The sequence below is a fragment of the Sphingomonas humi genome, assembly GCF_039536725.1.
In the GTDB taxonomy this organism is placed as follows: Bacteria; Pseudomonadota; Alphaproteobacteria; order Sphingomonadales; family Sphingomonadaceae; genus Sphingomicrobium; species Sphingomicrobium humi.
The window spans coordinates 1,146,968-1,160,773 of record NZ_BAAAZD010000002.1 but is presented as its reverse complement, the minus strand read 5'-3'; the positions used below and the strand labels follow the sequence as shown (position 1 = coordinate 1,160,773).

Below are 13,806 nucleotides of genomic sequence, written 5' to 3'. Positions count from 1 at the left end.
AGGGTAACGTTTTCTTAACCAAAGTTATCTGCCGAGTCGTCACTCGCGTCGCGCGATCCCCGGAATGCCGGAGGGATCACCTGTAAGGCTTTGTAAACAGCGATATTTGGATTGCCGCGCGCGTTCGAGCGGGGGTTTCCGTCCTTTCCGGAGAGAAACTCATGGCGTCAACAGAGACGCTCCCGAGGTTTGCCATCCCGGTGCCCAGCTATCGGCACTGCGTCAGCTTTTGCCTGATCTATCTCCTCGCCAACGCGGCGCAGGCCCAGTCGATCGCCGACCCGACCGTGCGCGCCGGCAACGCGGTGATCGAGGGCGTCGGTTCGAACGATGTCAGGATCAGGCAGCAAACCGACAAGGCGGTCATCGACTGGCGGGCGTTTTCGATCGACGCGGGATCGAGCGTCCAGTTCGTCCAGCCGGGTGCAGGATCGATCGCGCTCAACCGGATCACCGGTTCGGGTGGGACCCGGATCGACGGGTCGCTGCTGGCGAACGGGCAGGTGTGGCTGCTCAATCCCAATGGCGTCCTGATCGGCGCAAGCGGCCGGGTCACTGCTGGCGGGTTCCTTGCCACCACGCATGCCATGTCGAACGAGGATTTTCTCGCCGGCAACTATTCGTTCGGCGCCGGGGACGGTTCGCCCGGCAGTGTGACCAACGCCGGCATCATTACTGCGGCCGAGGGTGGCTATGCCGTTCTTGCCGGCAACCAGGTTGGAAACAGTGGCCTGGTCCAGGCTCGCCTCGGTCAGGTGGTCTTGGGCTCGGGCAAGGCCTTCACCATCGACGTGTCGGGCGACCGCCTGCTGTCGTTCGCGGTGACCGAGCCCCTGAGCGTGTTGCCGCTCGGCGGGAGCGCGGTGGACAACAGCGGCAACATCTCGGCCCAGGGCGGACGGGTGCTGCTTACCGCGAGGGCTGCGGCAAGCGTCACGCGGAACGTCATCAACACGACCGGCGTGATCGACGCCACGAGCGTGCGGCTCCAGAACGGTGAGATCGTCCTTGACGGCGGCGACTCCGGGACCGTCTTTGCCGCAGGGACGCTCGATGTCAGCGGAAAGGCAGCGGGACAGACAGGCGGCGCCATCAAGGCCTTTGGCGACACAGTCGTTGTCGGCGATCAGGGCCTTCTCGACGCGAGGGGCGCCATTGGCGGCGGCAGGATCCTGGTCGGCGGCGGCTGGCAAGGCGAGACGATCGACGGCCATGCAAGCGCGGTCCGGGTGGGCGTGTCCTCGAACGCGACGCTTGATGCGAGTGCCACGGATACGGGCGATGGCGGGACAATCGTCCTGTGGTCCAACGTCCGCAATCCCGCGTCGAAGACCCTGGCGCATGGCAGCTTTTACGCGGTGGGCGGTGCGAACGGAGGGAATGGCGGCCGGATCGAGACATCGGGCGGCAATCTGTCGACCACCGGCGCGCAAGGGTCGGCCGCGGCATCGAAGGGAAAGGCCGGCCTCTGGCTGTTCGACCCTTATGACGTGGAGATCGTCGATCCGAAGCCCGGGGTCGCGGTCCCGATCGTTTTCGACAATACCGGCAATTACATCGGCAGGAGCAACGACGGCAGCTTCGTCGCCGCGTCGGGCGGCTTTACGTGGCAGCCGACCGGCAGCGCATCGAGGATCGACGTCGCCCAAGTCACGGGCTTCCTGAACGGCGGCACCAATGTCCGGATCGCCACCGGCGGCGCCTCGAGCCCCGGAACCCAGGCCGGCATCATCACGGTCAACTCGGCGATCCACAAGACGATCGGCGGCGCGGCGACGCTCCAGCTGGACGCGCAAAACAAGATCGTCGTCAATCAGGCGATCGATACGGCTGGCAACGCACTCAACCTCATCTTCAACGCGGGGGTGGGCGGTATCTTCGTCAACGCGGCGATCGACACCCGGTCGGGCGGCGTGACCTTCAATTCGGCGGGCGCGCTCGAACTCAACAATGCCTTTACCGTCGGTGCGCCCTCCCTGCTGCAGGCGGCGGGCGAGATCCGGCTGGGCAGCGCAGCGCAGGTCAGGGCGAATTCGTCAGCCGCCGCCGATATCGTCCTTTCGGCCGGCACGCGCTTCAGCAACGCGGCTGGTTCCAACGCCGTCCTCACCACTGGCAACGCCCGCTGGCTGATCTATTCCCAGTCGCCCCAGGGCAACGTGTTCGGCGGTCTCGCCAGCGGCACGAACGCCCTGTGGGGGCAGACGCTTTCCTCGGCGCCTCCTCAGACCATCGCGCAGAGCGGAAACCGCTACATCTTCGCTGACAGCCCTGTCGTCCGGGTGACCGCCCTCGATGCCGCCAAGACCTATGGCGACAGTCTGGCGGCGTCCCAGCTGGCATACAGGGTCAGCGGATTGGTCAATGCCGAGAGCTTCGGCAACGTCTTCCTCCAGGACAATCTGACGGGGACCCCTGGCTTTAAGTCGGACGGGTTCGCCATCCGCGCTCCCGTCGGATCCTATGCGCTGACCCCGGTACAAGGCTCCCTCGTCGCACCGGCGGGATATAGTCTTGGCTTCACCTCGGCATTGCTGACGATTAGCCAGCGCGCACTCGTCGCCTCGCTGACAGGAAGCGTCACCAAGACCTATGACGGAACCAATGTTGCCAGCCTGGCGGCGGGCAATTACGAGCTATCGAACCTTGTCGCGGGCGATGTGGTCGGGCTGAGTACGTCGGCGCTCGGCACCTATGACAATCGCAATGCAGGGACCGGCAAGACCGTCAGTGTCGCCGGGATCGCGCTGACCGGGGCGGACGCGGGCAATTACAGCGTCAACAGTGCGGCCTCGGCTGCAATCGGAACGATCAACCAGCGCTCGCTCGTCGCCGCGCTGACCGGCACGGTGACCAAGACCTATGATGGCACGACCGCGGCCAGCCTGACGGCGGGCAATTACGCGCTGTCCAACCTGATCGCGGGCGATGCGGTGACGCTGAACAATCCGGTCGCCGGCGCTTACGACAATCGCAATGCCGGGACCGGAAAGACGGTCAACGTTGCCGGGCTTGCCCTGACCGGCGCGGACGCGGGCAATTACTTCGTCAACGGCACGGCTTCGGCTGCGATCGGGACAATCAATCAGCGCTCGCTGGTCGCGTCGCTGACAGGCACGGTGAGCAAGACCTACGACGGGACCAATGCCGCGACCCTGGCGGCAGGCAATTACGCGTTGTCCAATCTGGTGGCGGGCGATGCGGTGACGCTGAACAATCCGGTCACCGGCGCTTACGACAATCGCAATGCAGGGACCGGAAAGACCGTCAGCGTCGCCGGGCTTGCGCTGACCGGCGCGGACGCGGGCAACTACCTCGTCAACACCTCCGCTTCGGCAGCCATCGGAACCATCAACCAGCGCTCGCTCGTCGCCTCGCTGACCGGAACGGTGACCAAGACCTACGACGGCACGAACGCGGCCAGCCTCGCGCCCGGCAACTACGCGCTGTCCAATCTCGTCGCGGGCGATGCCGTCTCGCTCAACAATCCGGTCAGCGGCACCTACGATAGTCGCGATGCGGGGACCGGCAAGATCGTCAGCGTCGCCGGGCTCGCGCTGACGGGGGCAGACGCCGGCAACTACCTTGTCAACGGTTCGGCGTCGGGTGCGATCGGTTCCATCAACCAGCGCTCGCTGGTCGCGTCGCTGACCGGCACGGTGAGCAAGACCTACGACGGGACCAGTGCTGCGACCCTAGCGGCGGGGAATTACGCGCTCTCCAACCTCGTCGGGGGCGATAGCGTATCGCTCAACAATCCGGTCAATGGCACCTTCGACAACCGCAACGCGGGCACCGGAAAGTCGGTTAGTGTCGCCGGCCTTGCGCTGATCGGGACGGACGCCGGCAATTACAGCGTCAATGCATCAGCGTCGGCTGGAATAGGGACGATCACCCAGCGCACATTGGTCGCATCGCTGACGGGTACGGTGACCAAAACCTATGACGGCACCACCGCCGCGACCCTTGCGGCGGGCAATTACGCGCTGTCCAATCTCGTCGCTGGCGATGCGGTGGGCCTCAACACCGCGACACTCGGTACGTACGACAATCGCAACGCCGGGACCGGCAAGATTGTCAGTATCAGCGGCATCACACTGACCGGGGCCGACGCCGGCAACTACCTCGTCAACAGCGCGGCCTCGGGAGCGATCGGGACGATCAACCAGCGCGCGCTGGTCGCCTCGCTGACGGGCACGGTCAGCAAGACGTATGACGGGACCACGGCGGCGAGCCTGGCGGCCGGCAATTACGCGCTGTCGAACCTCGTGGCGGGCGATGTGGTCGGGCTGACGTCTCCCGCCAACGGCACCTTCGACAACCGTAATGCCGGGACTGGCAAGACCGTCAGTGTGACCGGGCTGGCGCTGGCCGGAGCGGACGCGGGCAATTACAGCGTCAACGCCGCTGCCTCGGGCGCGATCGGCACCATCACCCAACGCGCGCTCGTCGCCTCTCTGACCGGGACGGTGACCAAGACTTATGACGGCACGACCGCGGCCAGCCTCGCCACTGGCAATTACGCGCTGAGCGATGTGATCGGCGGCGACGCGGTTGCGCTCAACGCGCCTGCCGCCGGAACTTACGACAACCGCAATGCCGGAGCCGGCAAGACGGTCAGCGTCGCAGGACTGGCTCTCACCGGCGCGGACGCCGGCAACTACAGCGTCAACACCGCTGCCTCGGGCGCCATCGGGACCATCAATCAGCGCTCGCTGGTGGCCTCGCTGACGGGCACGATCAGCAAGACCTATGATGGCACGACCAGCGCAGCCCTGACGGCGAGCAACTATGCGCTGTCCAATGCGATCAGCGGCGATGCAGTGGCGGTCAATGGTCCGGCGAGCGGCAGCTACGACAATCGCAATGCGGGCACCGGCAAGACGGTCAGTGTCGCCGGTCTCGCGCTGACCGGCGCCGATGCCGGCAACTACAGCGTCAACACCGCGGCCACGGGGGCGATCGGAACCATCAACCAGCGCGCGCTGATGGCTTCGCTGACCGGATCGGTGGGCAAGATCTACGACGGAACCACGGCGGCGACCCTCGACCCGAGCAACTACGCGCTGTCCAACACCGTCAGCGGCGATGCGGTCGCGCTCAACAATCCGGTCTCCGGACGTTTCGACACGCCCAATACGGGCATCGGCAAGATCGTCAGCGTTGCGGGTCTTGCCCTGACTGGCGCGGATGCCGGCAATTACTTCGTCAACAGCGCGACCTCTGCGGCGATCGGGCAGATCGCGCTGCGGGCACTGGTCGTTTCGCTGACCGGGACCGTGAGCAAGACCTATGACGGCACCACTGCGGCGGCCCTGACCCCAGGCAATTATGTCCTGTCCAACCTGGTCGGCGGTGAGGCGATTTCGCTGAGCGGTCCCGCGACGGGCACCTTTGACAGCCGTAACGCGGGCACCGGCAAGATGGTGACGGTCACCGGCATCACGCTGACCGGGGCGGACGCCGCCAACTACCTCGTCAATGGAACCGCCTCGGCCGCAATCGGGACGATCAACCAGCGCTCGCTGATCGCTTCGCTGACGGGGAGTGTAACCAAGACCTACGACGGGACCAACGTGGCGAGCCTGGCGGCGGGCAATTACGCATTGTCCAACCTCGTCGCGGGGGATGCGGTGGGGCTCAGCACTTCGGCGCCCGGCACCTACGACAATCGCAATGCCGGGACTGGCAAGACGGTCAGCGTGGCGGGCATCGCATTGACCGGGGCTGACGCCGGCAACTATCTCGTCAACAGCTCGGCTTCGGCGGCGATCGGGACGATCAACCAGCGCGCGCTGACCGCCTCGCTGGCTGGCATTGTCACCAAAACCTATGACGGGACATCCGCGGCGACCCTCGCTGCGGATAATTATGCGCTCGCCAATGCGATCGGCGGCGATGCGGTGGCGCTCAATTTCCCGGCCAGCGGCACCTTCGACAACCGCAACGCGGGGACCGGCAAGACGGTCAGCGTCGCGGGACTTGCACTGACGGGCGCCGACGCGGGCAACTACATCGTCAACGGCGCGGCCTCGGCTACGATCGGGACGATCACCCAGCGCGCGCTGACGGCCTCGCTGACCGGAACGGTCACCAAGACCTATGACGGAACGACCGCTGCCAGCCTCGCCCCAAGCAACTACGCGCTGTCAAATCTCGTCGTGGGCGATGCCGTCACGCTCAACAGTCCGGTCAGCGGCTCCTTCGACAATCGCAACGCCGGGACCGGCAAGACCGTCAGCGTCGCCGGGCTCGCACTAACCGGGGCGGATGCTGGCAATTACCTCGTCAATGGTGCGGCCTCGGGCGCGATCGGAACGATCAATCAGCGCGCGCTGATCGCCTCGCTGACCGGAACGGTGACCAGGACTTATGACGGAACGACCGCAGCTGCCCTTGCGGCCGGTAACTACGCTTTGTCTAACATGGTCGCGGGCGATGCGGTCGGGCTGAACAATCCGTCGACCGGCACCTTCGACAATCGCAATGCCGGTACCGGCAAGACCGTTAGCGTCGCCGGGCTTGCGCTGACCGGCGCGGACGCGGGCAATTACCTCGTCAACAGTGCGGCCTCGGGCGTGATCGGGACGATCAACCAGCGCGCGCTGACCGCCTCGCTTACCGGAACCGTGACCAAGACTTACGACGGTACCGACGCGGCAAGTCTCTCGGCGGGCAATTATGCGCTGTCAAACCTCGTCGCGGGCGATGCCGTCACGCTCAACAACCCGGCAAGCGGCACCTTTGACAATCGCAATGCTGGCACCGCAAAGACGGTCAGTGTCGCCGGCCTTGCGCTGACCGGCGCGGACGCGGGCAATTACAGCATCAATACCTCGGCCTCGGCTGCGATCGGCACGATTAACCAGCGCTCGCTAGTCGTCTCGCTGACCGGTACCGTCAGCAAGACCTACGACGGAACCAACACGGCGAGCCTCGCGGCGGGCAACTACGCGCTTGGCAATGCGATCAGCGGCGACGCGGTGAGCCTGAGCACGCCTGCCAACGGCACCTTCGACAATCGCAACTCGGGGACCGGCAAGACGGTCAGCGTCGCAGGTCTCGCACTGTCGGGAGCCGATGCAGGCAATTATCTCGTCAACAGCTCGGCCTCGGGCGCGATCGGCACGATCACCCAGCGCACGCTGGTCGCCTCGCTGACGGGCACGGTGACCAAGACCTATGACGGCACGACCGCGGCCAGCCTGTCGGCCGGCAATTATGCGCTGTCCAATCTCATTGCGGGCGATGCGGTCGGCCTCAACACATCGACGCTCGGCACCTTCGACAACCGCGATGCCGGAATCGGCAAGACGGTGAGCGTCGCAGGCATCACGCTGACGGGAGCAGACGCTGGCAATTACCTCGTCAACAGCTCGGCCTCCGCCGCGATCGGAACCATAAACCAGCGCGCGCTGACCGCTTCGCTGACCGGCACGGTCAGCAAGGTCGCCAACGGATCGACACTGGCGCTTCTCGGGCCCGCCAACTTCGCGCTCAGCGGATTTGTCGCTGGCGAAACCGCGCTTATCAATCAGTCCATCGGAGAATATGCGACCGCCAGCACCGGGACCGGCATAATTGTCTCGACCGGTCTGGCCGCCGCCAATTTCGAGGCCGCCAGCGGGACGAACCTGGCGAACTACGTCCTTCCCACCGGCGGCCTTTCCGGGCCCATCGGCACGATCACGGCGCCCGTCCAGAATACCATCCTTTCGAAGCTGGCGGTCCTGCCGTCCACGTCGATTTCTTCGGCCCCGCCGGCGCCTTCTGCCGTCAGCGGCGCTGACAAGGGGGCAGGGGCAGCCGCTCCGGCAAGCCAGACTCCGAAAGATGCCGCGGATTCGAACGATCCTATCCTGGCGGCAGTGAACGTGTCGGAGGGCGATGGCCCGGCGCCAAACGAAGTCCGCCAAAAGAATGCTTCCTTCGAGATCGTGCCGGGGGTGCTCAGCGAACAGCGGCCGCTGCCTCCGCGGCTGGGCGACGTGCCCGGGCTCGACCAGGCCTTTTCCGGTGCCGGGAAGCAATTCTGATGATCCGCTATCTCTTACCCGGCATATGTCTGATGGCCGCGTTCGCGACGCCGTCGGTGGCCGCGCCACCCGGCCGGACGGCGGCGGGGACGACTCTCGATGGCGATACCTGCGTCACGGCGCCGCTTGAGAATGTCGCCACCGAACCGGGCCTTCCCCCCAACCAGGAGATCCGCTGCGCAGGCCTGGTGTTCGGAAGCGTGAACTACGCGCCGCTCATCGGACTGGCTGCCGCGCCGGGCGATCGAGCGCGTCGCGACCTGATCGAGAAGAGGTTCCTCGACAGCCGGCCCTTCGCGGAGCTGCAGCAGCGGGTCGAATGCAGCCGGGGCAAATGGATCGATGGCGCGGGGCCGGGCGGTCTGCCGCTCCTCGCCGTTCCGTGCACCCTGCGCGACGGCAACTGGCTCCACCTCGTCCTGGTCGCGTCGATGGGCGACCATATCGCGATCGCCGATGGGGGACCCGGGTTGCTGCCGTCGATGCTGGCAGCGGTCAACTCTCCCAACAGCGCGGAAGCACGCGACAAGCATCTGGCGACGCTGCAGAAAATATGGGGACGGCCGGTCGACCTGGTCGCCTCCGCCGACATGGCGCGCCTCAACGCGGCGTTGCGGGCGGGCCGGCTCGCCAACCGGATGGGCCAGTTCGCCGACGCCGAGGCATCCTTCCGCCAGGCACTGAACATTCAGACCAGCGCGTTGCGGGCAAGTGAGGAGGCGATGTCCTCAACGCTGCTCGAACTGGCGCTGAATGTCAGCAACCAGGGCCGTGCCGAGGAAGCCGCCGCACTGTTTCGCCGTGCTGCGCCCGCGGTCCAGGCGCTGACGAGTGACGTGTTGCGGGCCCGGATGACTACGTATCAGGCGTGGGACGCTGCCAATCGCGCCGACTTCCAGGCCGCTCTCGCCTTTGCCCGTGAAGCGACTGCCTTGTGGCGGCGGCTTGCGGAGCAGGCGGCAGCGCGGGGCCGCGAGGAGGGATCCAGCAACCTCGGGATAGCCGAACAGGGCGAACTGGCGAACGCGCTTAACCTGCGTGCGCGGCTGGAATTGCGGGCGAACAATGTCACCCAGGCCTATACCGCCGCCAGCGAAGCCATGCTGATCCTCAACAAGGCCGATACGCTTCCCAGCTGGTGGAAGACCGACTCCCTGGTCGCGCTCGGCGAAACCAGCGTGGCGCAGGGACGCCTGTCCGCCGCCGAAACCTATTTCAATGCGGCGCTGAAGCTCCGCCGCCAATCCTATGGCGATGGGCCTCAGACCATTCAGGTGCTCGCGGCGCTGGGCAAGGCCTACCAGACCGAAAATGTCGACAGCGCGGCGATCGCGACCTTCCGGGAAGTGTTCAAGCTGGCGCGCGCCCTGCCGTCAACCGCGGGTGTCTTCAGCGCCGAAATGCTGGTCCCCTACGCCGCTGCCGTCGTGGAGACCGCCGAAACGATCAAGGATCCGGCCGAGCGGCAGGCGCTGTTCGCCGACGCGTTCGACGCGTTCCAGCTGGTTCAGTCGTCCGTCGTCGACAAGACTATTGCTCAGGCCGCCGCCCGGCTGTCCACCGACAACCCGGTGATCGGCAAGCTGGTCGGCGAAATGCAGGACCAGCAGCGAGCGCATGACCTTGCGCTGACCAAGCTTGCCCAGGAACAGACGCTTCCCGACAGCGAGCGAAGCAGCCTCGTCGAAAATACATTGGCGGCGCAGGTTGCCGATGCTGCAGCGAAGTCGAAGGTCGCCAAGGCCGCTCTTGCTGCACAATTCCCCAATTACGAGCGTCTCGCCTTGCCGACGCCGGTCAACCTCGAGGTCGTTCGCAGTGCGCTCAAGCCGAGGGAAGGGGTGCTGTCCTTCCTGATCGGGCGCGACAGGTCGTTTGCGCAACTCATCACCCGCGACACGGTGCAGATCACCGTGATCCCCGAAGGCGAGTCGGGCTTGCGCGATGCCGTCATGCGGCTGCGCCGTTCGCTCGAGATCGAAGGAGGGTCGATCAACGAGTTCAACCTCGGTGAGGCCAGCAAGCTGCATGACATGTTGCTCGGCCGGCTGAAATCGACGCTCGCTGGTGTGGACCAGCTCATCGTCGTCCCGACCGGGCCGCTGTCCAATCTTCCGTTCGGTCTGCTGGTCGCCACCCCGCCGACCACGGCCAATTATGCCGAAGCCGACTGGCTGGTGCGCACCAAGACCATCACCCACGCGCCTTCGCTCCAGGCGATGATCGCCCTGCGCAACGCAAGGCCCGCGACCCTTCCGCGGCGACCGCTGCTTGCCTTTGGCGATCCAGCGCTTGCCGGACGCGCGGCTGCGCGAAAGGAAGACGTCAGCCCGATGTCGCTGCTCGCCAGCAACTGTCGTCAGGGCGGTCCCATGCCGGCCGCGTTGCTCGAAGCGCTCGCACCCTTGCCCGATACGACGAGAGAACTCGGCGTCGTCGCGCAAACGCTCAATGCGTCCAGCCAGAGCCTGTTTCTCGGCCACCGCGCGACCGAGGCCAATCTGCGCGACCAGACGCTCGACGATTATCGGGTCATCTATTTCGCCACCCATGGCCTGTTGCCCGGGGAGCTTCGCTGCCAGGCCGAACCCGGGCTGGTGCTGACGCCGCCAACCGCAGCGAACGACAAGAGGTCGTTCGACGGGCTTCTGGAATCCAGCGAGATCGCCAGCCTGCGCCTTAACGCCGACCTGGTCGTGCTTTCGGCCTGCAACACCGCGTCGAGCGACAACCGGTTTGGCGGCGGTGACGCGATGTCGGGGCTGGCCGAAGCATTTTTCTACGCCGGCGCGCGGAACATGGTTGTCACCCACTGGCAGGTGCCGTCCGCCGCGACCGCCGAGCTGATGTCGATGCTTTTCACCACCCTCGCCAAGCCGGGCGGAGGAGACGTCAGCGATGCCCTGAGGCGTGCCCAGCTCACGCTGATCGCGCAGCGCCAGACCGCGCATCCCTTCTTCTGGGCCGCTTTCGTCGTGATCGGCGACGGTCAGTCGCGGCCTGCTTCCGTCAATCTTGCTGGCGCCATTTCATCCCCGGAGGCACTCCCATGAACCATCTGCTTCGCCTGGCGCCTGCCTTGATGCTGGCCCTTTCGGCCGTTCCGGCGATGGCCGCGCCGCTGATCGTGGTCGATGCGCGTGGCGGGGGCCTCAAGCCCGGTCAGCGGATCGACAGCTCCCGTCCGATCACGCTCAAGCAGGGGGAGCGCGTCACGATGATCGGGCCCGACGGCAAGACCGTCACGCTGCGGGGAAGTTTCTCCGGCGCGCCGACCATGCTTGCAAGCTCGGCCACCGATCCCAAGCAGGCGCTCGCTGCACTGATCGCGACCCGGAACGCCCGTACCAGCTCGATCGGGGTGGTACGGGGCGCGACCGATGCGGCGCCGCTGCCGGAGCCCTGGCTGATCGATATCTCCCGCCCCGGCGAGCGTTGCCTGGAGGTCGGCAAGCAGCCGGTCTGGTGGCGCCCCGAAGCCGCGGCAGCGCAGAAGTTCACGATCCTCCCGATCGACCAGTCCTGGCGCGCCGATTTCGCATGGGCGGCCGGGCAGCACAGCATTTCTGCGCCGCCGCTCGCCAAATTCCAGGGGCAGACGGGGTTCGTGATCCGCATGGACGATCAGGACTATGGAATCACCGTCGACCTCGTCCCGGCGGACCTCGAGAATGATTTCGTCCTAGCTTCGTGGATGCTCGAAAAGGGCTGCATCCAGCAGGCCGACGCACTGCTCCGAAAGGTGGAAGTGGCTCAAGCCTCTTCGAAATGATCTCCAAGAAGGCCCGGACATTCCTGACGGCGCTTGGTGTTGCGTTGCTTGCCACCATGCTGGCGACGCTCGCGGTTCAGTATCTGACGTTCGTGGCCACGCTCGAGAACATCGCGCGCGACATTCGTGTTGCCGCCCTGTCCCCACCGATGCCGCAATCGAAGGACATCGTCATCGCGGCGATCAACGAAGATACGCTCGCCCAATTCCCCTATCGCTCCCCGGTCGACCGCGAATTCCTGGCCAATCTGATCAAGTCGCTCGACGCGAAAGGCGCGCGGGAGATCGGGGTCGACGTGCTTCTCGATCAGCCGACCGAAGAGGCCAAGGACGAACTCCTGAAAAGCGTCATCCGCCAGATCAGGACACCCTTGTTCTTCAGCTATACGAATTCTCCGAACATCGTGAACGAAGACCAGCTGGCCTATTTAAACGACTTCGTTCCGGCCAATCTCAGGGCCGGTGCCAATCTTCCGACCGACCCGTTCGACGGCACCGTCCGCTGGATCTTCGCGGGCGAGACGAATCCCGGAATGCCGCTCGGCTTCGCGCGCAAGGCGCTCGCCCTGCTCGGCATGCAGACCTCGCCCAAGCAAGTCGAGATTGCTTGGCGCCCCAAGCCGAACATCGAAACGCCGCCATTTCCCATCTATCCCGCGCAGGCGGTCCCCGTGCTTCCCGACGAGTGGTTCCGCGGCAAGATCGTCCTTGTCGGCGCGGTCCTGTCGATCACCGATCGTCACCGGACGCCCCTGGCGGTGGTCTACGACGGGGACGATGGCATGATGCCGGGTGTCATCGTTCAGGCCCATGGCCTTTCCCAGCTGCTCGAAGGGCGCGACGCCGGCCGCATGGGCCAGCCCCAGGTCGTGGCGCTGACCATCCTGTTCGCACTGATCGGGATGGGGATCGGCCTCCTGAAGCGCGGTGTCGCGTTCAACCTGTCCGCCGGTGCGCTCATGCTCAGCCTCTACTGGGCCTATGCGATGCTGGGATATGCCCACGGCGTTCCGCTCGTCCCGCTGGTCGGGCCGAGCCTCGCCTTTGCGCTGTCGCTGTGGCTGATGGACGTCGTCATCGGCCGCGCCGAACGCAAGCAGCGCGAGTTCATCCAGACCGCCTTCTCGCGCTATGTTTCACCCGTCGTGGTCGACCAGCTCGTCGATGATCCGGGCGCGCTCAGCATCAGCGGCATGCGCCGAGACGCCACCTTCATCTTCACCGACATCGCGGGCTTTACCACCCTGTCAGAACAGCTCAGCTCGGAAACGCTGGCCGAGGTGCTGAACGCCTACCTCGATGGAGCGTGCGCGATCATCCTCAAATATCAGGGCACGATCGACAAATTCATCGGCGATGCGATCATGTCGATCTTCAATGCGCCGATCGCGCAGACGGATCATGCCCAGCGCGCGGTGCGATGCGGGCTGGAGCTCGACGAATATGCCGAACAATTTCGCATTGCCCAGAATGAGTTGGGAATCCCGATCGGCCTGACCCGCATCGGCGTGCACACCGGCTCCGCCACCATCGGCAATTTCGGTTCAAGCTCGCGGATGGATTTCACCGCGCTTGGCGACACCGTCAACACGGCCGCGCGGTCGGAAGGGGTGAACAAATATTTCGGCACGCGGGTCTGCGTCACGCAGGACACGGTCGATCAATGCTCCGACATCCCCTTCAGGAAGATCGGCGATGTGCTTCTGAAAGGGAAGAAGCACTTCGTCGGCCTTTATTCGCCGATCTCGGCCGCCGAGGGCGCGACCAACCTCTCCAACGACTATGAGGCGACCTACTCCATGCTAGAGTCCGGCGACGCGAAAGCAGGGGAAGCTTTCCTCACCCTCAAGGAACGATATCCCGACGATCCCGTCATCGGCTATCACTGCCGGCGGATCCAAGCGGGCATCTTCTCTTCGCAGATCGTCCTCGATGACAAATAATCCCGTCTCGTCCGCAGGATTAGCGTCGTACCGGTCAATCGGACTGCGCCGGGAA

Annotated in this window: 4 protein-coding genes; all 4 read left to right on the top strand. The window is 65.3% G+C overall.

The annotated features are described in order from the left end of the window. The first annotated feature begins 200 nt into the window (after positions 1-200). The 4 genes from ABD729_RS13490 to ABD729_RS13475 are packed head-to-tail and all read left to right on the top strand — an operon-like array spanning position 201 to position 13,751. Positions 201-8,036, top strand: coding sequence for a beta strand repeat-containing protein (locus tag ABD729_RS13490; protein WP_344711180.1), 7,836 nt, complete (start codon positions 201-203; stop codon positions 8,034-8,036). Between the two features lie 32 nt (positions 8,037-8,068). Further along, positions 8,069-11,089: a CHAT domain-containing protein gene (locus tag ABD729_RS13485; protein WP_344711177.1), complete on the top strand. Its 3,021-nt coding sequence runs from the start codon at positions 8,069-8,071 to the stop codon at positions 11,087-11,089. Beyond that, positions 11,086-11,808 carry a hypothetical protein gene (locus tag ABD729_RS13480; protein ID WP_344711175.1) on the top strand — a complete coding sequence of 241 codons (723 nt, stop codon included), beginning with the start codon at positions 11,086-11,088 and terminating at the stop codon, positions 11,806-11,808. Before ABD729_RS13485 ends, ABD729_RS13480 begins: the two co-directional genes overlap by 4 nt. Beyond that, the gene (locus tag ABD729_RS13475; RefSeq protein WP_344711172.1) at positions 11,805-13,751 is read left to right on the top strand and encodes a CHASE2 domain-containing protein; all 1,947 of its coding nucleotides are present in this window, start codon (positions 11,805-11,807) and stop codon (positions 13,749-13,751) included. Before ABD729_RS13480 ends, ABD729_RS13475 begins: the two co-directional genes overlap by 4 nt. Positions 13,752-13,806: the final 55 nt, after the last annotated feature.

What these genes read in the sequence shown, in the direction of transcription:
- ABD729_RS13485 (WP_344711177.1), top strand. Translation starts at nt 8,069, where the DNA reads ATGGCCGCGTTCGCGACGCCGTCGGTGGCCGCGCCACCCGGCCGGACG.
- ABD729_RS13480 (WP_344711175.1), top strand. Translation starts at nt 11,086, where the DNA reads ATGAACCATCTGCTTCGCCTGGCGCCTGCCTTGATGCTGGCCCTTTCG.
- ABD729_RS13475 (WP_344711172.1), top strand. Translation starts at nt 11,805, where the DNA reads ATGATCTCCAAGAAGGCCCGGACATTCCTGACGGCGCTTGGTGTTGCG.